This is a genomic window from Lewinella sp. IMCC34183, from assembly GCF_003390915.1.
Lineage (GTDB): Bacteria > Bacteroidota > Bacteroidia > Chitinophagales > Saprospiraceae > Neolewinella.
Genome location: NZ_QMEM01000004.1, coordinates 49,127 through 72,130, shown reverse-complemented (window position 1 = coordinate 72,130; position 23,004 = coordinate 49,127). Strand labels below are relative to the sequence as shown.

Genomic DNA, 23,004 nt, shown 5'->3' with positions numbered 1-23,004 from the left:
GGCAGCGATAGCACAAGGCTGCCTCCGGCAGCGAGGGAGACAGACCGGCGCACAAAGAAAGCAATCGCTTTATAGCGAGCACGGAAAGCCGCCAAGGAACCTAGCCCACCCGAAACAGCCCCGCACTCGCGCCCCGCCGCCGCAACGCGTACCGGCCCGCTGTGCCCCAAACTTTCACAAAAAACTGAAACTCCCCCAACAACTACCCCAATCCTCACCCGTTTCCCAGGTATGAACACCGCCGAACTGCTGCAGAAGGGACTGAATCGCGAATGGCTCACCGCCGAGGAAGGCGTATGGCTGCTCGAGAACGCCGCGACCACCGAACTTATGTACGTGGCCGACCGGCTGCGCTTCGAGTCGGTGCCGGAGCGGACCGTGACCTGGATCATCGACCGCAACTCCAATACCACCAACGTCTGTATCGCCAACTGCAAGTTTTGCAACTTCTACCGTCGGCCCGGGCACGAGGAGAGCTACATCACCAGCATCGAGGAGTACAAGAAAAAGATCGAGGAGACCTTCGAATTCGGGGGCGAGCAGCTGCTGCTGCAGGGTGGCCACCACCCGGACCTGGGCCTGAAGTTTTACTGCGACCTCTTCAGTGAGCTCAAGCAACTCTACCCCCGGCTCAAGCTGCACGCCCTCGGCCCCCCCGAGATAGCCCACGTGGCCAAGCTGGAGGGCATGAGCCACTACGACGTACTGAAGGAACTGCATGCCGCCGGCCTCGACAGCCTGCCGGGTGCCGGCGCGGAAATCCTCAGCGACCGCGTACGCCGCCTCATCTCCAAGGGGAAATGCGGCGGCGAGGAGTGGCTCGACGTGATGCGCGCCGCCCACCAGCTCAACATCACCACCTCGGCGACCATGATGTTCGGCCACATCGAAACTAACTGGGAGCGGATGGACCACCTGGTCCGCATGCGGCAGGTGCAGGACGAAAAGCCCGCCGACGCCAAGGGCTTCCTGGCCTTCATTCCCTGGCCGTTCCAGGACGAGGATACCATCCTGAAGAAAATCAAGCGCGCCCGCAATACCGTCACCGGTGACGAGTACGTGCGCATGATCGCCCTGAGCCGCATCATGCTGCCCAACGTGACCAACATCCAGGCCAGCTGGCTGACGGTGGGCAAGCAGGTGGCGCAGATCTGTCTGCACGCCGGTGCCAACGACTTCGGCTCCATCATGATCGAGGAGAACGTGGTGAGCGCCGCGGGGGCCCGCTGGCGCTTCACGGCCGACGGTATCCAGGATGCGATCCGGGAAGCCGGTTTCCGGCCGCAGCTGCGCGATCAGCAGTACAATTACCGCGAGCTGCCCGCCAACGTACGGCAGCAACAGCTCGACGGCGCAGAGCTGATCGTAGATTAGCGCCATGCCCGGTACGCTTTACCTCATTCCCTCGACCCTCGGTCCGGGGGCCATCGATACGATTCCGGAACGGACCCTGCGGACGGTGCGCCCGCTGCGCCACTTCATTGTAGAGACCGGCAAGGTGGCCCGCGCCTTCCTCAAGGAGGTGGAACTGGACCACCGCCTCCAGGAATGCACCTACTACGAACTCAATAAGCATACCCGCGACGAGGAGTTGCCCGTCCTGCTGGCCCCCCTGCTCGCGGGCGAGGACGTGGGCTTGCTCTCCGACGCCGGCGCGCCGGGCGTGGCGGATCCCGGAGCCCGCCTGGTACGGCAGGCCCACGGCCACGGGCTCAGCGTGGTACCCCTCGTCGGCCCCTCCGCGATTTTGCTGAGTCTGATGGCGTCGGGGATGAACGGACAGTCCTTCACCTTTCACGGCTACCTCAGCCCCAAGCGAAACCAGTTGGCCAAGGACCTGCGCCGCCTCGAGGCCGACAGCCGGCGCCTCCGGCAGACCCAGCTCTGGATCGAGGCGCCCTACCGCAACCAGGCGTCGGTCGAGGTGGCGGTAGAGAGCCTGGCACCTTCGACCCTCTTCTGCGTGGCCGTAGATCTGACCACCGAATTGGAGTGGGTTCGCACCGCACCGATCGGGGAGTGGGGCGGGGACGCGGGTGCGGTGTTGCACAAGCGGCCGGCCATGTTCCTGCTGCTGGCCTAAATCCTGGTCGGGCCGAAGGACTCCGGGTCCGACGTATGCATGGCTCGTCCCGGGTTGGGGGCCTCCGGCCCGATTGAACCCCGTGGAGCGTCACCGCTCGCTGCACTTCACGAATGTACCGGGCTGGACATGGGTAGAGGGCCTCCGGCCCGAATCAGGCCATGTGACGGGGTCAGGCAATAAGACATATGCTGATCCTGAGTCTGAATGAGCCGGCGAGAGGACGGCATATATTTTCACCTGGTGTATTTTGATCGGGCCGGAGGCCCTCAACCCGTGTATTTCGGGTAGAGGGCCTCCGGCCCGAATCAGGCCATGTGACGGGGTCAGGCAAGAAGACATATGCTGATCCTGGACCTGAACCAAGGCGTGAAACGGCGGCCTGAATTTTCTTCTCCCCCTATGCTTTGATCGGGCCGGAGGCCCTCAACCCGTGTATTTCGGGTAGAGGGCCTCCGGCCCGAATCAGGCCATGTGACGGGGTCAAGTATTAAGACATATGTTATTCTTGGATCTGAACCGACGCGCGAAATGGCGGCCTGAATTTTCTTCTCCCCCCCCCCGTGCTTTGATCGGGCCGGAGGCCCTCAACCCGGGCAGTGAACCCGCCAATCGCGTAAAATTCACGCCATATCCACCCCCGTGCCCTACGCCGGCCCGAAGCCGTATAACCTGCCGGCCCGCGGCGACGTTATCACCCGTATCTTCCGGGAACTTCCGGCAAAACCACTACTATGGCGCTTCGCCTGACCCTTCTCTTCAGCCTGTTGTCCCTGAGCCTCTTTGGCCAGTTTGGCAGTCCTATTTCGTGGACCTTCGAGCAGCGCCACCTGGACGGTGACCGCTTCGAACTGATCGCCACGGCAACGGCGGACCCAGGCTGGTCGATCTACAGCCAGTTCACCGATGCGGGCGGACCTGTGCCGACCACCTTCTACTGGGAGGAAGGCGACCACTACGAACGCATCGGCGAGGTCAAGGAAACGGGCCACAAGAAGGAGGGGATGGACGAGCTCTTCGGCGTCAACGTGATCAAGTACCTGAGCGATCAGGCCACCGTGTTCCGACAGACCGTGCGGGTAACCGATTACGGCACCCCCATCGAAGGAGAGGTGGAATTCATGTGCTGCGACGACACCCAGTGCCTGCCGCCGACCACGGAGCCGTTTGCCTACACCCTTGCCCAACCCACCGATGGGGCCATGGGCGCCAACGGGAACCGCCCCTTGCCGGCCGCGGACCGCCCCGCCCCGGCAGTCGATGCCCCGGCGCCCGTCACGGACGGTACCGAGGTAGACAAGGAAACCGCACCACCAAAGGTCGCCAACCTGCCGGCCGAGGAAGTGCTTGCCACCTATACCGCCGCACTGCCCCTGCCGACCCAGGACGAGCCCGTAAGCTGGTCCCTCCGCGTGGAGGAACTCGACGGGAGCCGCTACCGGCTATCGATGGTCGGTACCCTGGCGGAGGGCTGGACGGTGTACAGCCAGACTATAGATCCCGAGATCGGCCCTATCCCCACCGAGATGGTCGTGGAGGAGAAAACGGGGGTATCACCCATCGGCGAGGTCACCGAAACCTCCGCAACCCTGCACAAGCTGTTCGATACCACCTGGGAGGCGGAAGTCACCAAGGTAGACGGCGGAACCGTCACCTACTCGCAGGTAGTGCGGGCGGAGCCGGGAACCGGGATTTCGGGTTACCTCACCTTTCAGACCTGCAACGACGAAATGTGCTTGCCGCCGCGGGACGTTCCCTTCACCTTTGACCCGGCCGCCAGCCTAGCTACGGTGGACGGCATCGGCGGCGGTGCGGCCGGGCTGGCTTCCGCCGACGACCGGCCGCAGGTCGGCGCCACCGCGCAGGCATACACCTTCAACGCCGAGCCCCTGGCGGCCTGCAACGTCGGGGAGGCGGTGACCCAGGGACAGAGCCTGTGGTCGATCTTCGGGCTTGGCGTCCTGGGGGGACTTTTCGCCCTGCTTATGCCCTGCATCTTCCCGATGATCCCGCTGACGGTTAGCTTCTTTACCAAGAGTGGGGAAAGCCGTACGGACGGCGTCAAGCAGGCTACGCTGTACGGCTTCTTCATCTTCCTGATCTATGTGCTGCTGAGCGTACCCTTTCACCTGATCGCGGGTATTGACCCCTCGATCCTCAACAGCATCGCCAGCAACGTGTGGCTGAACCTGCTCTTCTTCGCGGTCTTCATGTTCTTTGCCGGCAGCTTCTTCGGATTTTACGAACTGACGTTGCCGCAAAGCTGGAGCAATCGCGCCAGCGAAGCGGAAGGAACCGGCGGCGTGCTGGGCATCTTCTTCATGGCGCTTACGCTGGCCCTGGTCAGCTTCTCGTGCACGGGACCTATCCTCGGCAGCCTCCTGGTGGAGGCCGTGAGCGACGGGGCCTGGCCGCTGACCGCCGGTATGGCTGGCTTCGGAGTAGCCCTCGGGCTGCCCTTCGCCCTCTTTGCTGCTTTCCCCGGAGTGCTCAACAAGATGCCCAAGTCCGGCGGCTGGCTCAACAGCGTGAAGGTGGTGCTCGGCTTCGTGGAGGTGGCTCTGGCCTTTAAGTTCCTGAGCAACGCCGACCTCGTGGGCGACTGGAACCTGTTGCGCATCGAGCCCTTCCTGATCATCTGGATGCTCTGCTCGCTGGGTATCGCGGCCTACCTCTTCGGGTGGATCAGCTTTCCCCACGACAGCAAGAAGCGTAAGGTAGGCCCCTTAGCCGCCGTTGTGGCCGTGGCCGGCGTCCTGTTTACCGCCTACCTCGCCTTCGGCTTCACGAAGAACGAAGACACCGGCAGCTACCAGTCGCTTAACCTGCTGAGCGGTATTGCCCCCCCGGTATGCTATAGTTACCTGAACCCCTGTGACTGTCCGCAGGGCATTACCTGCTTCAAGGACCTCGACGCGGGGCTCGCCTACGCCCGGGAGGTGAATAAACCGGTGATGCTCGACTTTACCGGATACACCTGTGTGAACTGTCGCAAAATGGAGGAAAACGTCTGGAGTCAGGACCGCATCAACAATCTGCTGACCGAAGACTACGTACTCATCAGCCTCTACGTGGACGACCGCAAGGAACTGCCCGCCGAGCAATGGAAGGAGGTCAGCCGCCTCGACGGGTCCGGCCGCAGCATCACGATCGACCAGGTGGGGGAGAAGTGGCACTACTTCCAGCAGAGCGTTTTTCAGCACGCCACGCAGCCGTACTACGTACTGGTATCTCCGGACGGACAGACCCTCAATCCGCCGGTCGCCTATACCCCTAATGCCGAGGACTACGAACGCTTCCTGCGCTGCGGCCTGAACACCTTCGAAGAGTTGCAGGGAAAATAGGCCGGCAAGCTATACCTTCCTTACTTGCAGCGGGACTGCTGCGGAAGGGGTGTCACCGGGAGAATCAACCCGTTGCGTCACGCACGCCAGTTACAATGGAAACCAACGGGTTTGCTACGAAAACCTGTCGGGCCAACGCACCGAAGAAGCTGTGAGGCGGCGAACGGTTGCCGGGCGACAACAAAGCCTTCACGCCGTTGCTCACGCCGTCTTTGGAGGTGCGGGCCGGCTGACCTGACACTCCCATGGCCGACGGCGATGAAGCAAATCATAAAACCCGGCGCGGCATAGCGCTGTACCATTGAGTAGCCTGACAACGATAAGACCGGCTAAAGCGGTTATTCGTTCTTTTCCCGGACGCGATCCGCTACCAGGTCTGCAAGGAAAGAAGCGTAATCACCAAGGCGGTTTACGGACCTAAAACCGACCCCTGATCCAGTTGGTGTAGGGCGGTGAACCGGTATGGCACTCGGCCTCTACATCGGCAACTTGATTTCGATCTCTGGATGCAGGTACCTGCGGGCCTGCAAAACAGAAGGCTGGAGGGCATCCTAATCGCCTGGGTGGACAAGTTGACGGGCTTTCTGGATTCAACCCACGCCAGCTACCCGAAGACCGATGTGCAGCTTTGGCTATCGTGCATCAGGACCAACAACCGGCGAAGTATCTGGCCTGCAGGACACCCACCCTGCGGGCTTAGGGGCGGGCTGGGCGTAACACTGCAGCGATCTGAAGCTGATCTGCATCGCCACGACCCGCGACCGGTCCGACCACGCCCCAGCCACCCCGGGCATAACAGGGTAAACACTACCCAAAGATCATCGCTTTTGGGTGCAGTAATTGGGAGCAATTGACGCTGATGAACAATTACCACCCGCTGATCCGTTGCGTCGCCCGGAGCAGGTTTCTTGGGTGAAAGCTACGCGACTGACGCCATCAAGTCCTTTTGCGGATTGACCTGTGAGCGTAGCCCTCAGCGTACTTTACCAAGCCCCCCGGTCTTCTACGGGGGCTTGACCAAAGATCACTTCCGTCAGAAAATGCCGTGGCACGCTTCATGCAATGCTCGCAGGTTATTACAGCAGATCCTCCGTTTCTTACCTATCTTTCCCATTCGTAAGCCCAGCCAGATAGGCGGACTCACCGTTCTTTTCCCTTGCGCTGATCACTGTGGTTAGCTCCGTTCTTCAATTCACCTTACTTACCATCCATACACTCCCTAACCTTACCTGTTAATATTATGCATAAGGAAAATATCCTTCAGATTGTTTTCAATGTGAATGAAGGAGGCTTGCCGGGACTAGGTGCTACCATCAATTCTTTGTTGCAAAGTACTAGTCAACCGGAAAGAATCAACTTTCATATTATGTGCTCTCGGCTTTCCGAGGATCATCAGAATAACATCCATAAGTTATTTGAGTATGCTTCTTTTCCGGGCACTTATGAACTGATAAATTACGATGCCAATACGGATTTTAAGTCATTACCCGGCTTGCACAATGATTTAACCCCTTACGGTAGATTGTTGATACCACAGTATATCGATGCGGAAAAGGTTATTTATTTGGATAGCGACCTGGTCATAACCATCGATATATTTGAGTTGGATGAAGTTGACATGAGCGGTCATAGCATAGCTGCTTATACGGGAACTTTCGTTAACTACACCTTGGACCGCGAATACTTTGTCAGTCGGGGCTACAGCCAGGACATGCCCTATTTCAATTCGGGTGTGTTGATAATGAACTTGGCGGAATGGCGGCGTCGTGACCTGGATACTGCCTGGCGTGAAATCATCCTGGATCGTCCGGAAACCCTACGGTCCCACGACCAAACGATTCTAAATCGAATGTGCGATGGTGATTTCAAGCAACTCCCCAAGAAGTTTAACACCTCTTATCTGGCCGGTGCCAATAAGCCGAGCCATCCTACGGGAATATTCCATTTCTTGGGATCACCGAAACCCTGGGATCTTTTTGGGTCAATCATTCATGGGGGCTATTCTCTATGGAAACGTTTCAGCCCGCCATTCTGGGAGCGTGAGTACCAACGTATGACGATCGGGCGGCTGGACCGGGCGTGGTATATCCGGCGCAGTATCATTAGGGTGGCAAAGAAGCGTTACGCAAAGTAAACGCTAACCAGAGGCTGATGAAGGAGGGTGCGACGACCGAAAGGATCCGTCATTTTCGTCTATTCCGACTACTGGTAACTTTCAACCTCCGGGTGGAGGTGCTGTTCTCCGACTATGAAGATTTACCAGCTTATTCCTGTACTTAGCCTATTGGTGGTAGCTCTGGGTTGTCACAGTCACGACGCGGGTATCGACCCCGAGCACGCCCCCCCCTATTTACAGCACCACCCGACCGACCCCGAAACGGGCTACTACCTGACCGACAGCCTCGGATACCCCGGTAATCAGCCCTTTGATCCCGAAACCGGCGTGGTTACGCCCGAGCCGGTGCGCGAATGGGAGTATATCGATCAGACCGGACAGCCCTTTGGATCGGAGGACCTGCAGGGTAAGGTGTACGTGGTGGACTTCTTCTTTACGTCCTGCCCCACGATCTGCCCTAAGATGATGAGCCAGATGCTGCGCCTCCAGGAGCGGTTTGCGGATAATCCCGATTTCGCCCTCGTTTCCTTCACGATCGATCCCAAACGCGATACCCCGGAGCGGATGACCGAGTACGCCGGTAAGCTGGGCATCACCGACTTCAACCGCTGGCACTTTATCCAGGGCGATAAGTTCGAGATATACGACCTGGACGAGGAATACCTCAGCGTTGCGCTGGAGAATCCCGACGCGCCGGGCGGCTTCGACCACAGCGGATACATTGTATTGGTCGACCGCAACGGATACGTCCGGTCCTACGCCAGCGGTCTGGTAGAGGAAGAGGTAAATCACCTGATGGAGGACGTGGACCTGCTGCTCGACGGGCCGAAAAACGCGGGTTAGGTCAGAGATTCCGCAATTCCCTCCACAGGTTTTCGCGCGCCGGCGCTTCGTAGTGATCGCGGCCAAAAGCAGTGTGGTAGATCGCGGGGCGGTCCAGCAAAGCAGTGAGGACGCGCGTCCGGCCGTTACGAAAAACGAAGTAGGGCAACATCCAGAATTCCCTGCGCACGGCCGTAGCGTACTGGTCGTAACTGTCTGGAGCGCGTGCGAGGACGGCCAGATCCAGGTCGATAAGCAGGGCCTCGTCGCCATCGTCGGCGGGGGAGGGCAGGTGCTGTTTGGTGGACAGGATGAGCTGGCGGCAGCGGTCGATGCGTTCCGCGGAAATGGAAGTATCCTGACGGAGGTCGCGCTCCGCCGAGCGCGCGCTGCGCTCTTCGTTGTCGCTGCGGGTCGGCTTGTGGACAATGTCGTGGTACACCAGGGCCACCCCGAATACCACCGGATCCTGCGGAGCGGCGTGCTGCGGCAGGTGACCAATCATCTCGTCGAGGTGGGTGAGGTTGTGATACGCCCGACCCGCGTACGCCCGGCGCACATTTTCCCAGTTAAGGCCGGTGGGGGCCAGCTGCTGCGAAAGTTCGGTGAAATAGTCCTGAATCACGGGGTATACTTTAGGGAAAACAGCGAAGGTGTACCTTTGCGGCTGAAGACCTATCCGAACCGTCCGTCGTAACCGAAGCGGACTACCAAAGTAAACAACATGGCGGCCAAAGTAGACGAAACCCTGCGACAGCGCATCCTGCAATTTATAAATGAGGCCCTCGCGGAGGACGTTGGTCCCGGTGATTTCACCAGCGAGGCCACCATCCCCGCTGACAAACGCGATACCGCCCGGCTACTCGTCAAGGATGTCGGCGTACTGGCGGGCGTGGAGGTCGCCCGGATGATCTTCCAGGCCGTTGACCCCAAGATGGAATTCGACCAGCGGATGCAGGACGGTGACCTCATGCACGTGGGCGACGAAGCTTTCTACGTGACCTGTAATTCGCGTGCCCTCCTGCAGGCCGAGCGGCTCGTACTGAATACCATGCAGCGAATGAGCGGCATCGCCACCCTGGCCAACCGCTACGCCTTTGAAGTGGAGGACCTGCCCGTAAAGGTGCTGGACACCCGCAAAACGACTCCCAACCTTCGGTTTCTGGAGAAGTGGGCGGTACGGCTGGGCGGCGCGGAGAACTACCGCGAAGGGCTCTACGACCGGATTATGATCAAGGACAACCACGTCGATGCTGCGGGGTCGCTGACCAAAGCCATCCGGGGGGTACAGACTTTCTTCCGCGAGAACGACATGGTCCTGCCCATCACCGTGGAGGTGCGCAACCTTGTCGAGCTGATGGAAGTCCTCGAAGTAGGGCAGGTAGACCGCATCATGCTTGATAATTTCGAGATTCCCCTGCTGCGGGAGGCTGTGGCCCACGTCGGCGACCGCTTCGAAACGGAGGCCAGCGGAGGCATCACCCTGGATAGCATCCGGGAAGTAGCCGAGACCGGTGTCGACTTCATCTCCGTCGGTGCACTAACCCACTCGGCCGTTAGTCTCGACCTAAGCCTGAAGGTGGTGAGCTAACGGGGGGCACCACACGCAACAGGGCCCGCTGACCTGCCCGCCGGCGAACCGTACGGGGCAGGCGCGGGCCCTGGCGAAAACTAGGGGTGCCGGAAGCTTGCGCGGTAGCGCGCAAGCCCGGGTCAGGTTACGACGACCAGACGGATGTACCCGAAGCCGTGATGAGGTTCAGCTTGCCGTTGTCTTGGAGGACCAGCTTCACGGGCTTGTTACCGGCGTCACGGAACTTGGCATCGTAGTAGGGGTGAGTCTTCGAGCTCCACTTGGCGTCGTTGCCGGCATATACTACCAGGTTGCCGTCGGACTGCATTTCCAGGCGGGCGTTCTGGAAGCCGTATTGCATGGAACCCCACACGAAGCCGCCCTGCTTGCCGTTGTCGTAGCGGTAAACGACCAGATTGCCGTCATTGGGCTGCATGATCAGCATAAATTTGCCGTTGGCGGAAACCAGCTTTTCCCCGGCCGCGAGCGATTCTCCGGCGTTGAGGATGTTCTTGGTAGCGGCAGCGGCGGGCGCTGCATTCGGGCTGGGCCGGAAGGTCCACATAGTGCTGCCGCCCTTGATGCGGGCCTGCTCCGTCGTCGTTACGGCATTGTATCCGTTGCCGCCGGGGCGGTGGCCCGCCATATCGAGGTACCCGGCCGAGGCGTTGTTCCACTGGCCGATAAACTGAACGATACCCCCGGTTTTGACGTCGCCCTTGACCTGCCAGGTAGTGTTTTTGACGCCGTCTACGTTCTGCCAGGCGGAAACGCACAGGTAGCCCGGGCATCCGAAGTCCTTGCCGTAGCCCCGCGTACCCAGGTAAGAGCCGCGCATCCAGGGGTTCTTCAGCAGAATCATATCTCCGCTCTCCACCGGCTGGCCGGCTTGTTTGCCCGTGGCCGAAAGGATGATCCAGTCCGAGGTGTTGCCTGATTTGCGGTCGCCGGCCGTCGTGGTGGATACACAGAGGTAATTGTCCTGACAGCCCTGTCCCGCCACTTCGAGGTAGGCCCCGCGGTTCATCCAGGTGTTCTCGAGCTTGTAGGTTTGGCCGTAGACCAGTTGTTGGGCGAGGGCCCGCTGGCTGGTACCCAAAAGGGCAGAGAGGATCAGCACGAGCAGGCTCGTGCGCGTAACGCTAGTAAAGGAATGCATTTGAAAGAGGTGTGTAAGCGCCTACTTTTTTGGTAAGGGAGTTCGGCTTAAGTCCCGCAAGTCCCCATAGGAATCTTGCCGCTGCAAAACTAGGCGGAGATGAAGAAAAAGATACCACTTTGAGCCCTTGGTGTTCTGAACGGCGGGCTGGATGTGCTAAATGGTAACCTGAATCGGGAAGGAAGACCACCCCGGGCGGAGGAGCCCTCCAGCGTCTAACTTTCGGTCGTTAAGGTGGAATGCCTACGCAATTTTATCCGCGCTGCAAAGGCCGGAAAGGAAAAGACCGGCGCCCGGGCTCCCGGGGGGAGACGGACGCCGGTCGGGCCTATCCTGCTGCCGGCCAGGGGTGAAACGTGCCTGGGTTACTCTAAGTGGTTTAGTGAAAGTATGCCGGCCGCCGTCGAGGCGTACTGCGTTGCAAAAGTCCTCCGCCAACGGTCCCGGTTACGGAAAGATGGTGAAGGGGTATGCCCGATTACGTTTAAAAGGGCAGGTCTTCGGCCGGGGTGAGGGCGGGCGTTGCCGCCTTCGTACGGCGCTTGCGGGTCTTTTTCGGGGCGGGCTCCGCGGCCTGAGGCACCGGCTCGTTCACTTCGGCCTCGTCGGCAGTGGGGTAGCCGCCCGCTTCGTTGCGGTTGCCGGTAAACGTGAACTCGCTGAGGATGATATCGGTAGACGTGCGGTTCTGTCCGTGCTGGTCCGTCCACTTGCCGTAGCGGATCGTACCGGAGATCGCCAGGGCCGTCCCCTTCCGCAGGTAGCGTTCGAGGACATCCACGACCTTGCCGTAGGCCTTCACGCGGTGCCATTCCGTACGGGTGACCTTGTCGCCCTCCTTATTGCGGTAGCTGTCGTTGGTGGCAAAGCTGAACTCGATCAGGCGGCTGCCGCTGGGCAGGGTCTTGACGGTGGGGAGTTGGCCGACGTTGCCGATGAGGGTTACGCTGTTACGTACTTGCATGATAAAAAGGATTAGTAATGGCCCGTATCCGTGTGTCGCATGAATAATTGGACACGGGCATTGGTGATGGAATGTGTCCCCTCAGAGCGCGGTGTGAAGCAGTACACATCGCTTTCTTTCGGTGACGGTCCAAAGGTGAGGGCATCCCGATCCGTTAGTCGTCAATTATCCGTTTACTTTCGTTTAAATACGTTTATAAACGTTTAAATACAGATGTAGTCTTGGTATTCTACTGATTATCAGTTATTTAAGATAATAGCGGCCGCCTCAAATATTTCCCTCTTTTCTCGCCTATTTCTCTTGTTCCGCTTTTCTGCCGGCCAACTTTTTTCAGCCGGCGCGTAACGCACCGGAGCCCGCCTTGCATAGAGGTATAAATACCTGCAAGCATGAAAACGCAATTCATTTACCTTTTTCTGGCGCTGGCCGTCACCTTCTCCCAGTCGTGCGACAGCATCAACGAACTGAGCGGCGGGGCCGATGCTCCGGAAGTCACGTACGCTTCTACCACCTTTGAGGCGGACTTCTACCAGGCCGGTAACTCGTCCGTTCCCTCCATCGACTGGAACGGTGCCCAGGGCAGCGTAAGCCTTGGGTCGAGCGTCGAGGGACTGAGCGTGAATTCCACGACCGGTCAATTGCAGTGGACAAAGATGCTTCCCGTCGGCACGCACGAGGTCGAGGTCGTAATAGCTAACAGTGAGGGGCAAGTCGTCGTGCCGCTTACGGTGGAGAACCTTCCTGCCGGGACTTTCACGGGTACGGACAGCAGGGGGTTTTACTGGAGCATCACGTTCATGAAGGACGGAACGGCTACGGTACTGCTCAACAGTAAAAACGCACCCGACCCGGCGACGGCCACGTACGAACTGACGGGCATTGATTTGGAGGGTACCGTAACGTACGATGACGCAAGCAGCGTTTTCGCAATCACGGGCAGATTTATGCTATCGTCCTCCAAGGCCGTATTCGACGGGGAGTGGTACAATGGTATGCGGATTGACCCCGGCAATGTCGGCGCCACCTTTGCCCTGGAGCTCGAGTAAATCGGACCGCGCTCCAACAAACAAATCGCTCGTGCCCGCTGCTTTGCATGGCATGAGCGATTTTCCTATTCACTCGGTACTCGAACGCTGCGCCGCCGCGGTAGCCGACAAAGCTCCCGCCGCGATGTTCGGCCTGCGCGACGAGGGCTACGGCAGCCTCTATGAGCAGCTCGTCAGCAGCCTGATCAGCGTGCGGACCTACGACGAAACCAGTACGGAAGTTAGCCGTCGCCTCTTCGCCCGCGCGCGCACCCCGGAAGAGATGGTAACCCTGAACCGCGAAGAACTCATCGGCCTCATCGCCGAAGCCACCTTCGCACCCGCCAAGGCCGATAACATCATCGCCCTCAGCCAGACCATCGTCGACGATTACGGCGGAGAAACCCCGGCCGACTACGACAAGCTCATTGCCTTCCGCGGCGTCGGCCCGAAAGTCGCCAGCCTGGCCCTCGGGGTCGCTCTGAACCATCCCATCATCGCCGTCGACATCCACGTCCACCGCATCACCAACCGCTGGGGCTACGTGGCCACCTCCACGCCCGATAAGACCCGCGACGCCCTGGCCCAAAAACTTCCCCAGGACCTCTGGATCGAGATCAACCGCGTCCTCGTTCCCTTCGGAAAGCACGTCTGTACGGGTACCCGGCCGAAGTGCGGCAGCTGCCCGGTGGTTGAGGAATGTGCTAGGGTGGGGGTAGAAGTGCCTTAGTTCTGTAGTCGGGTAGTTCTGTAGTCGCCACCCTTACAGAACTACAGAACTACCGAACTACTTAATCACCACCTCCTCCAAATACTCCTCCCCGAACTCCTCGTTCAGCCGGTTCTTGATGCCTTCTCTGACCATCGTGAGTTGATTGCGCAACGGAGCGTTCGTCACGTAGACGTAGAGCTTGCGGTTGCGGACCAGGAAGTCGCGGGTATTATCGGCCGTATGCTTGCCGAAGAATTTTTCCCACACCAGCTTGGTGCGCGCCTTGAAGTAGCCGGCCTCGTTCTTATTGTTGCGGAGGAGCCGCAGGAAGGCCTGCTTGAGTTCCTGGGGCTCGGGCTTGGGCGGGACTTTCTTGTACATGGACGGCTATTCTTCCTCTAAGAACCGCTCCCACTCGGCTTCGTTGCGTGCTACGCCCTCCGCGACCAGGAATCGCTGCCAGTCGATTCCCGGTTCCCGGCTCACGAGGGCGCTGATGCGTTCCGGGTCGGTGTCCGTGATGAAGAGTTGGCCGAAGGCCGAGCCCATGACCAGTTCCAGGAGCTGCCGCACCCGCTCGTGGTCGAGCTTGTCGAAGATATCGTCGAGCAGCAGGATCGGAGTGCGGTTGGTACTCCGCTCCAGCAGGCGGTACTGGGCCAGCTTCAGGGAAAGCACGAACGACTTAAGCTGCCCCTGGCTGGCGACCCGCTTGAGGGGATGCCCGTCCTGGGTAAATACCAGCTCGTCCTTGTGGATGCCGCCGCTCGTGCGCTGCAGGATCCGGTCTTTCTCGGCGCGGCCGGCCAGCAGCTCCCCCCAGCCGCTCTCGTTCAGGTGCGAGCGGTACTCCAGGTCGACCGCCTCCCGCGCGCCGCTGATGGACGCGTAGGCCTCCCGTAGCAGCTCGGTGAAGGGGGCCGCGAAGGCCTGCCGTTGCCGGTGGATGTAGGTAGCGGGCTCCTCCATCTGGGCGTCGTACACGTCCAGCAGTCCGGTGGTGTCGCGGCGGCCGTCCAGTTCCTTCAGCTGGGCATTGCGGTTTTCCAGCAGCTTGTTATAAGCGATGAGGTAGTTGAGGTATTGGGGGTCGGTCTGGCTCAGGCTGTTGTCGAGCAGCCGGCGGCGGGTGGCGCTGCCCTCCAGCACCAGGCTGATATCGTCGGGCGTCACGATCACTACCGGGTAGCGGCCCACGTGCTCGCTGATGCGTTCGTAGGGGGTGCCGTTGCGCTCGATCACCTTGCGGCCCCGTTTGCGGAGCTTCACGACGATCTTGTCCTCCCGGTCGTCATCGAGATGAAACACTCCCTCCAGCCGCGCCACCGCGTCGCCGTGGCGGATGTTGTACTGGTCGGCCTGGCTCCCGTAGCCCTTGCTCATGCAGAGGTAGTAGATCGCCTCCAGCAGGTTGGTCTTCCCCGATCCGTTAAAGCCTACGAAACAGTTCAGTCGGGGCGAGAAGGACAGCGCCTGCCGCTCGTAGTTCTTGAACTGGGTGAGTTTGATGTTGGAGAGGTACAAGGGAATAGGGAGATATACAATTTACAAAGTACAAGGTACCATTTACCATTTCCTGCACGAGATACGCCTCTGATGCGCAGCTAATATGCGGCGGCGCGCAGGTGCCAGGTTAATGCTGAAGGCGCGGCGTTAGTTTGGTTGCGACACTTGTGTCCTGCGCGGCAGCGTGATGCGGGCCGGAGTCCTGCGGGCCAATAGTAAATTGTAGCTGGTAAATTGTAAATGGTATATCATATACCCTCAGTACCCGCAAGGAGCTATCCTCAATGATTGCACGCCAGAGTAGTGCGCGCCGGAATCCTGCGGGCCAATAGTAAATTGTAGCTGGTAAATTGTATATCCTAAACCGCCACGTCATGCTCCCGCAGTGCCGCGTTCAGGCTGGTCTTCTTATCCGTACTCTCCTTACGCTTGCCGATGATCAGGGCGCAACTGACCTGGTAGTCGCCCGCCGGGAAGGATTTGGTATAGCTGCCGGGGATCACCACCGACCGCTCGGGTACTACGCCGCGGTGAGTGACGGGCTCATCGCCGGTCACGTCTATGATGCGGGTGCTCTGGGTCAGGACCACGTTAGCACCTAGTACGGCTTCCTTGCACACGCGTACGCCCTCCACGACGATGGAGCGGGAGCCGATGAAGCAATCGTCCTCGATGATCGTGGGAGTAGCCTGCAGGGGTTCCAGGACGCCGCCGATGCCGACGCCGCCGCTGAGGTGCACGTTGCGGCCGATCTGCCCGCAGCTGCCGACGGTAGCCCAGGTATCGACCATGGTGCCGCTGCCCACCCAGGCGCCGATGTTGACGTAGCTGGGCATCATGATCACGCCCTTTTCCAGGTAGGCGCCGTAGCGGGCCACGGCGTGGGGCACGACACGGACGCCCTGGCTGGCGTAGTCGCGCTTGAGCTCCATCTTGTCGTGGAACTCGAAAGGACCGACCTCGATGGTCTCCATCTGGCGGATGGGGAAGTAGAGCACTACGGCTTTCTTCACCCAGTCGTTTACTTGCCAGTCGCCGTCGGCCCCGGGTTCGGCAACGCGGAGGCGGCCTTTGTCCAGTTCTTCGATAACGGCGTCGATGGCCTGCCGAGTGGCGGTTTCCTTAAGCAAGTCGCGGTTTTCCCAGGCGGCTTCGATGGTGGGGCGGAGGTCCTGCATACTACGGTAGTTTGGGGGGATTTGAATAGCCGGCAAAGATGCGCAAAATGGCGGGGACGGCGCGATTCTTGGGGATAGGCTATCTTAGGTGAACCACTCACGCACACTACGTCGCATGCCTCACCCCTTTGCTACCCTGCTCGGTGCGCTCCTCGTGCTGCTGGTCGGTCCGCAGCTGGCAGCGCAATCTTCCTCGCCGTCCGTTCAGGATATGTTCAATTCTGGTGCCGACCGCCAGACCCTCCTGGACTCCGCCGCCGCCTGGCGCTTCACGCGTCCGGCCGATGCCCAGTCCCTCGCCTGGGGCAGCCTGTGGCGGCGGGGCGGGGAGTCCTATACCGATACCCTGGCCGGTCACGCGCTTCACCTGCTGGGTAACCTGAACCTGGATTGCTACGCCGATTCAGTAGCCAGCAGCTACTACGAGCAGGCCGCGGAACTGCGGGATCGCCTGCCCGACGCTTCCGTGGCGGACCGCGCCCAGTCGCACGTTAACCTGGCCAGCAGCCTGCGCTACCTCCGCCGCTACGAGGAATCGGACCACCATATCCGCGAGGCACTGGAACTGCTGGAGGGACAGGAGGAGCCGACCGAGCTGTACCTCTCCGCCCTCAACGAGCTCAGTGCGCTGGCCATCGACCGGCAGGATTACCGCGTCGCCTTCAGCGCCGCCTCCCGGGCGGTTGACCTGTCGGACGAACTGCCGGACCTGAAGGTGTCCGCCCGGTACTTTACCCACTACCGCGCCGCGCGCATCATGCTGCGCCTGAACGAGATCGGCCAGGGTACCCGCTACGCCCGTCGCCTGCTCGAAATCGCAATGGGCGAGGGAGTGCCCCTCAAATTGGCCCGGGCCCACAATATGGTCGGGCTCCTGCAGTGGGAGGAGGGTGAGCTCGAAGCTGCCCGGGAAAGCTTCCTGCGGGGCGTTGCCGCGGCCGGGGACGAGGCAGACGCCGACAGTGAGCTTGGGCACCTCTACCTCAACCTAGCCAATTACTACGGAGAAAAACAGGACGAGCCGGAATTCGACCGCTATGCGGAACTGGCGCGATCTGCCTTTCTTGCCTGGGGGTGGCCATACGACTTCTACAGCAACGACCGAATTCCGCGCTACCTGCACGGCTGGGGTCGGCAGCAGGAAGCACTGGCGGCCGTTAACGAGCGGCTTACCTACCTCACCGATCTGCCGCCCGACCGCTTCCATGAGGTGGTCGCGGACAGCACCGTCACCGACCTGGTGCCGCTGATCGACCTGCTCGGCCTGCGGGCCCGGGTGTTCGCGGCCGTAGACAGTATAGACCGGGCGTTGCAGGACTACACCACGCAGTTCGCCCTGCAGGAACGCCTCCGGGAGGGCGTCAGCACCCTCGACAGCCGCAAGTACCTGAGCCAGAACCTGCGCCCCTTCTTCGATGAGGCCCTGGCGCTTTATTATCGCCGCTACCAGGACACGGGGGATCCCGAGGATCTGTGGCAAGCCCTGGAACTGAGCGAACGCGGGCGGGCCTATTCGCTCATCACCGCCCTGCAGTCGAACCGGCAGCAGCGGTCCGCGAAGGAGCGCGCGCTTTTCCGCCGGGTTGCGGACCTGGAACGGCGCGTCAGTCTCGGGGAGCAGCAATGGCAGTCCCGACTAGAGGAAGACCGGCTGCGCCTCGACCGGCTGGAGGCCCGGGAGAACCCCGACAGCATCGGCCTGCCCGCCTTCGCCCGCGGTAAACTCACCGATCACCTGGCCGCCACCGGCTGCACCCTGGTGGAGTATCACCTTTCCGAGCGGGGCAGCCTGGTGTTCGTGCTGTCCCCCGACGGCGTTCTGGAGGCGTACCCCATCCGGGAAAGCGACCGGCTGACCGAGCGCGTAACCGCCTTCCGTGCGGCCATCGAGGACAGTTACTACCGCCGCAAGAGCCTGCGCAGCGACGCCGAACAGGCCGCCCTGGACGCATCCTTCCTGACCACCGGCCTGACCCTCCGCGACCAGCTGCTGCCCCCCGCCCTGCGGAAAGCCCTGCACCAGCGGCCGCGCCTCTGCATCGTACCCGACGGGGTGCTCAATTACCTTCCTTTTGCGGGGCTTCCGCTGGCGGAAAGCGACGTACCCCTGGACTACGCCGCCCAGCGGTACCTGCACGACAGCAGCGAGCTGGCGTACGCCTACAGCGGGCAGTACTTGGTGACGGTAAGTGAGCAAGGCGACCGGCAGTACGCCCGCAACCTGCTGGCTTTCGCACCGACCTTCGGGGGAGAAGCGACCGGCAGCCCGACGCGCGGTGCCGACGAATTGCTGCGCGGCGGGGCCGGCCTGGGCGCGCTGCCCTATAACCGGGAAGAGGTGGAGCAGGTCGCGGGACTGGTAGCGAACGCGCAGACCTACTTTGGGGCCGATGCCAGCCGCGCCCGATTCCTGGAGGAGCTAAGCGGCAACCGCATCCTGCACCTCTCAAGCCACGGCAGCGTACATCCCACCGACCCTAACCTGAGCTTCGTGGCCTTCTCCCAGGGGGGCGACAGCCTGCAACGGGAAGAGTTACTCTACTTCAACGACCTGTACGGCCTACCCATCGACAACGAACTGACGGTACTCTCGGCCTGCGAGACCTCCCTAGGGCAGCTGGCGGCGGGGGAGACCACGATGAGTCTGGCGAGCGCCTTTGCCACGGCCGGCTCCCGGAGTACGCTGACGACGCTCTGGGAGGTGGACGACCGCGCGACGAAGGACCTGATCCTGGACTTCTACCGGCGCCTGGTCGGCGGAGCCAGCCGCTCGGAGGCCCTGCACGCCGCCCAGGCGGCCCTGCGGAGCGGTGAGTACGCCCATCCCTATTTTTGGTCGGCGCTTACCCTATACGGAGCCGCCGGCCCCCTGCTGCTGGAGGATGACGGGCGGGATGGTGACGCGGGGATGCCCTCCTGGAGCTATATCATGACCGCGGCAATGATCATTTCCATCCTCTCCTACTTCCTGATCGTCCTGAAACGGGCGACCGCTACCGATCAGTAGCCAGGGCGGTCAGCCGCTCGCGCAGCGCCGCCCAGTGGCGCGCCAGGAAGAACACCCGCAGCAGTTGTACCGGCCGGTGGTCGTCGGATTCCACGGTGATGCGGTCGTCGGTGACCGATACGTCCGAGATGCTGAAGAGTGGAACCTCGACCGGCGCGCGGAAGCCGGTCTTGGCGCGTAACGTGAGGTTGTCGATCCGAACCCGGAACAGGTTGCGTGTGGCGAAGGAAAGGAACACGGGCACGAGAAGCAGGGTAGCGGGGCCGAGCTCCCGACCCGTCACGCCGGCAAACACGAGGTACGCCGGCAGCCCCACGACGCTGAAGAGAAGGATGAAGAGGGAGGCATTGCGCATGGGAAAAAGCAGCCCCGCCCGGTAGTCACGCCACAGCAGCCAAAGCTCGGTAACGGTAGCCGCCAGTACGAGGGCCGCGACGATCCAGGCCAGCGTGAAGGACCAGCCGGGCATCCCGCCCGGGAAGAAACGGTAGGCCGCCAGCACGAAGGCCACCAGCAGGATACTGCCTACCGTGGCGATGAGCTGATAGGGCGGTGTCTTCATACCTCGCAGATGCGCATCCCCTCCTCGAGGGCCTTGATCTTATCGTCGTAGGTGGGCACGAACTCCTGGGCGATGTAGCCCTGGAAGCCGGTTTCGTGGATGGCCCGGACGATGGCCGGGTAGTTCAGCTCCTGGCTGTCGTTGATCTCGTGGCGACCGGGTACTCCGCCGGTGTGGTAGTGACCGATGTAGTCCTGGTACTTGCGGATGGTCGCGATCACGTCGCCCTCCATGATCTGCATGTGGTAGATGTCGTAGAGCAGCTTGAAGCGGTCCGAGCCGATCATCTCGCCCAAGCCGGCCCCCCACTGGGTACGGTCGCACATGTAGTCGGGGTGGTTCACCTTGCTATTGAGCAGTTCCATCTGCAGGGTGACGCCGGCGTCTTCGGCCAGCTTGACCATGGGGCGCAGGCCGACGGCGCAGTTGCGCATGCCGTCGTAGTCGCTCATGCCGCGGCGGTTGCCGCTCATGACGATGACGCTCGGGATGCCGTGGTCGGCGGCATCGCGGATCACCTTGGTGTACTGCTCCTGCAGCATCTCGTGGTTCTTCGGGTCGTTCCAGCCGGTGTCGATGCTGAAGTCCTTGTGGGTACCCATCGCGCACGTCAGGCCCCGTTCCTTGAGGATGGGCCACTGATCGACGGTGGTTAGCTCGATGCTCTTCAGGCCGATGTCCTTGCCGCGGTCGGCCAGCTCCTCGATCGGTACGCCCTGGAAGCACCAGAGGCAGGTGCTGTGATTGGTCTGATAAGCGGTGCCGGCGGTAGCCCGGTCGGTTGCACTGACGGCATTCGAGATGCTAAGTGCGCCTAGACCGAGGGCGGCGTTTTTCAGGGCGGAACGGCGGTTCATGGAGATTGACTTTAAGCGAAAGGAGGGCAACAAGATAACAATTTGCCGGATGTCCCAACTGCCCGACCCGGACACTTACCTATGAAAAATTGTGACTGAACACCTAAATTAGAGAGCGAAGACTGTAGCATTTCCCAACACCCACGCATAAAGCGACGAATGCCCCCGGGCATCCTTTGTTATTGCTATCACACAAACACACTTCCATGTCTTCCTTCGTCCACCGCAGCCTGCTGCTGTCTGGCTTGCTCCTGCTCCTGTCCGGCTGCGAGCCCCTTGATCCCGTTACTCCCGAGCCCTCCGACTGTAATTATGCCACCGAGGTCCTTCCCCTCAGCGCCCCGGCGGAGTGCTCGCCCAAGCTGCTGCGCTGGGAACAACTCAACGACGTACCGGACTATTCCGGCTTCGACTTTCCCGGCCTGCCGGACGACTGCACCCTTACCGGCCGCGAACGCCTGGCGGAGCTGCAGGCGGGGACCGACGGGGATTTTGTCCTCCACGTATACAAGGGGGCTAACGGACCGGTCCGCCTGCGCGTCTACGGGCAGCTTGCCTGCGGAGAGGTCGAGCCGGTCACCGAGTGCCTGACCGTGTTGCAGGTAGCGGAGCGCCTCCCGGTGACCGTGGCCGCCAATACCTACTCCTCCTTCTTCGTGCGGGTGGGCCTGTCGGGTGAGGGGGAACCCTATGCCAGCACCAACTTTGTCGCGCTGGCCGCCTACGACGACGAGGAGCCCGGCCGCGCGGGGGAGATCGTCTACAATCAGAAGGCTGCCCCCAACGGCGAAACGCTTCCCATGAACTGCGCCGGTACCGCTTTCCAGCGCCTCATCCTCAGCTCCTGTGAGAAGGATTCCAACTTGCTTAATCAGTGGATCCGGGAGCTGGGGATCGATCCGAGCGAGAAGTATTACGGGCCCTTCGGCAACGTCGTGGTCTTCGACGTGCCTCCCGGACTGGACCTGAATACGACCGGCGGGTCCGCCAGCCAGATGCGCGCCACGGCGAACGGCGGCGGCGGGACCGTGGAACCGGACTACCTCATCAACCTCTATAATCCCCGCACGCCCTCCGTCGTGGCCCCGCCCGATACCCGCATCCGCACCGTCAAGGACTATCCGCTGTTGAATGAGTTCATTCCCAACGGAGGAAAGGAATATTTCGGGGAGGTCCTGCCGCCCTACGCCTGGCCGGAATGGGGAGAGGAAACCCCCGCTCAGCTGGTGACCATCATCGATAGCGGCACCGACCTGATCTCGCGGAACCGTGACCTCTTCGAGGCCACGATCTACCGCCGGGGCCCCGATACGGAGTACGCTACTCCGGGATCCTTCGGCTACGACTTCATCGACCGGGACGACGACCCCAACGATCTCGGCCCCCACGGTTCCCTCGTCGCGGCCGCCGTGATCGGCAACTACCGCTCCCGCCAACCCCTGCAGCTCCTGCACTTCAAGACCTTCGGCGAGGAAGGCATCTCACCCTACTTCGGCGTGCTGGTAGCCATCTACGAAGCCATCGCCGCCGGTAGCGACGTCATCAACACCAGCTGGGGCATCAGCCAGCCGGATGCTCCGGAGGCCCTGGAGTGCGCGATCCGGACCGCCGCGGAGAACGATGTGTACGTGATCGCCTCGGCGGGCAACGATACCCTCAGTATCGATGATACCCCTCAGTGGCCCGCCGCCTTCGCCCGCAGCTATTCGGGCCGGGTCGTCTCCGTTGCCTCCCACTGGTACCGGGGGCGGGCCCGCGAGCGGTCGAAGGACTACCTCCAGTTGGCTCCCTATTCTAACTACGGTCGCTTCAGTGCCTCGCTGGCGGCCTACATGACCACCTTCGTGCCGGACGGTGCGGGCGGCTTCATCGAGCCGGTGGGTACCTCGTTCTCCGCGCCCGTGGTCGCCGGCGACCTGTCCACCTTCCTGGTGGAGCGGCCGGGCGCGCCGTTCGAGGAATACCTCAACCTCTGTATTCGGCAGGCGACGCAGTTCAACGATTCCCTTATCGATGCCCGCTACCTACCCCTCGGGAATGAGTCGGCTAAATTCTGATTTCTTCGGGCGGGGCCGCGGGTGCGGTGAGTACCCGTG

The 23,004-nt window shown here is 61.2% G+C and carries 18 protein-coding genes; 10 read left to right on the top strand and 8 right to left on the bottom strand.

Annotated elements, in window-relative coordinates:
* Nucleotides 1-231 precede the first annotated feature (231 nt).
* From mqnC to DQG19_RS10045, 5 genes are all read left to right on the top strand, one after another.
* The gene (gene mqnC / locus DQG19_RS10065; protein WP_116126134.1) at nt 232-1,374 is read left to right on the top strand and encodes a cyclic dehypoxanthinyl futalosine synthase; all 1,143 of its coding nucleotides are present in this window, start codon (nt 232-234) and stop codon (nt 1,372-1,374) included.
* A 4-nt stretch (nt 1,375-1,378) separates the two neighbouring features.
* A complete protein-coding gene (locus DQG19_RS10060) occupies nt 1,379-2,083 on the top strand; it encodes an SAM-dependent methyltransferase (RefSeq protein ID WP_116126133.1) in 705 nt (234 codons plus the stop codon).
* A gap of 734 nt (nt 2,084-2,817) precedes the next feature.
* Complete coding sequence (locus DQG19_RS10055; protein ID WP_198661711.1) at nt 2,818-5,427, top strand: protein-disulfide reductase DsbD family protein; 2,610 nt, start codon at nt 2,818-2,820, stop codon at nt 5,425-5,427.
* 1,240 nt (nt 5,428-6,667) lie between these two features.
* On the top strand, nt 6,668-7,561 hold the full coding sequence (locus DQG19_RS10050; protein ID WP_116126132.1) for a glycosyltransferase family 8 protein: 894 nt from the start codon (nt 6,668-6,670) through the stop codon (nt 7,559-7,561).
* A 114-nt stretch (nt 7,562-7,675) separates the two neighbouring features.
* Nucleotides 7,676-8,386 carry an SCO family protein gene (locus DQG19_RS10045; protein WP_116126131.1) on the top strand — a complete coding sequence of 237 codons (711 nt, stop codon included), beginning with the start codon at nt 7,676-7,678 and terminating at the stop codon, nt 8,384-8,386.
* 1 nt (nt 8,387) lies between these two features.
* On the opposite strand, the gene DQG19_RS10040 is transcribed toward DQG19_RS10045, so the two are convergent.
* Nucleotides 8,388-8,990, bottom strand: a complete 603-nt coding sequence (locus DQG19_RS10040) for a hypothetical protein (protein ID WP_116126130.1) — start codon at nt 8,988-8,990, stop codon at nt 8,388-8,390.
* Nucleotides 8,991-9,089: 99 nt separating this feature from the next.
* Here DQG19_RS10040 and nadC point away from each other — a divergent pair, with 99 nt between their 5' ends.
* On the top strand, nt 9,090-9,956 hold the full coding sequence (nadC, locus tag DQG19_RS10035; protein ID WP_116126129.1) for a carboxylating nicotinate-nucleotide diphosphorylase: 867 nt from the start codon (nt 9,090-9,092) through the stop codon (nt 9,954-9,956).
* Nucleotides 9,957-10,083: 127 nt separating this feature from the next.
* Here the strand turns inward: nadC and DQG19_RS10030 are convergent, their stop codons facing one another.
* Together DQG19_RS10030 and DQG19_RS10025 are read right to left on the bottom strand one after the other, a co-directional pair.
* Nucleotides 10,084-11,097 carry a hypothetical protein gene (locus tag DQG19_RS10030; RefSeq protein ID WP_116126128.1) on the bottom strand — a complete coding sequence of 338 codons (1,014 nt, stop codon included), beginning with the start codon at nt 11,095-11,097 and terminating at the stop codon, nt 10,084-10,086.
* Nucleotides 11,098-11,581: 484 nt separating this feature from the next.
* The gene (locus tag DQG19_RS10025; protein ID WP_116126127.1) at nt 11,582-12,061 is read right to left on the bottom strand and encodes a single-stranded DNA-binding protein; all 480 of its coding nucleotides are present in this window, start codon (nt 12,059-12,061) and stop codon (nt 11,582-11,584) included.
* A 389-nt stretch (nt 12,062-12,450) separates the two neighbouring features.
* Here DQG19_RS10025 and DQG19_RS10020 point away from each other — a divergent pair, with 389 nt between their 5' ends.
* Nucleotides 12,451-13,107, top strand: coding sequence for a hypothetical protein (locus DQG19_RS10020; RefSeq protein ID WP_116126126.1), 657 nt, complete (start codon nt 12,451-12,453; stop codon nt 13,105-13,107).
* Between the two features lie 52 nt (nt 13,108-13,159).
* Nucleotides 13,160-13,816 carry an endonuclease III domain-containing protein gene (locus DQG19_RS10015; RefSeq protein ID WP_116126125.1) on the top strand — a complete coding sequence of 219 codons (657 nt, stop codon included), beginning with the start codon at nt 13,160-13,162 and terminating at the stop codon, nt 13,814-13,816.
* A gap of 57 nt (nt 13,817-13,873) precedes the next feature.
* Here the strand turns inward: DQG19_RS10015 and DQG19_RS10010 are convergent, their stop codons facing one another.
* The 3 genes from DQG19_RS10010 to DQG19_RS10000 form a co-directional block, all read right to left on the bottom strand.
* Nucleotides 13,874-14,179, bottom strand: coding sequence for a DciA family protein (locus tag DQG19_RS10010; RefSeq protein ID WP_116126124.1), 306 nt, complete (start codon nt 14,177-14,179; stop codon nt 13,874-13,876).
* 6 nt (nt 14,180-14,185) lie between these two features.
* Complete coding sequence (gene recF, locus DQG19_RS10005; protein WP_116126123.1) at nt 14,186-15,322, bottom strand: DNA replication/repair protein RecF; 1,137 nt, start codon at nt 15,320-15,322, stop codon at nt 14,186-14,188.
* A 341-nt stretch (nt 15,323-15,663) separates the two neighbouring features.
* Nucleotides 15,664-16,482 (bottom strand): 2,3,4,5-tetrahydropyridine-2,6-dicarboxylate N-succinyltransferase, encoded by an 819-nt coding sequence (locus tag DQG19_RS10000; protein ID WP_116126122.1) that lies wholly within the window; start codon nt 16,480-16,482, stop codon nt 15,664-15,666.
* Between the two features lie 115 nt (nt 16,483-16,597).
* Here DQG19_RS10000 and DQG19_RS09995 point away from each other — a divergent pair, with 115 nt between their 5' ends.
* The gene (locus tag DQG19_RS09995) at nt 16,598-19,489 is read left to right on the top strand and encodes a CHAT domain-containing protein (RefSeq protein WP_116126121.1); all 2,892 of its coding nucleotides are present in this window, start codon (nt 16,598-16,600) and stop codon (nt 19,487-19,489) included.
* On the opposite strand, the gene DQG19_RS09990 is transcribed toward DQG19_RS09995, so the two are convergent.
* Nucleotides 19,476-20,051, bottom strand: coding sequence for a hypothetical protein (locus DQG19_RS09990; RefSeq protein ID WP_116126120.1), 576 nt, complete (start codon nt 20,049-20,051; stop codon nt 19,476-19,478). The genes DQG19_RS09995 and DQG19_RS09990 overlap by 14 nt on opposite strands.
* Nucleotides 20,048-20,908: a hydroxypyruvate isomerase family protein gene (locus DQG19_RS09985; RefSeq protein ID WP_116126119.1), complete on the bottom strand. Its 861-nt coding sequence runs from the start codon at nt 20,906-20,908 to the stop codon at nt 20,048-20,050. Before DQG19_RS09985 ends, DQG19_RS09990 begins: the two co-directional genes overlap by 4 nt.
* Nucleotides 20,909-21,114: 206 nt before the next feature.
* Here DQG19_RS09985 and DQG19_RS09980 point away from each other — a divergent pair, with 206 nt between their 5' ends.
* Nucleotides 21,115-22,965, top strand: a complete 1,851-nt coding sequence (locus tag DQG19_RS09980; RefSeq protein WP_116126118.1) for a S8 family peptidase — start codon at nt 21,115-21,117, stop codon at nt 22,963-22,965.
* The last annotated feature ends 39 nt before the right edge of the window (nt 22,966-23,004 follow it).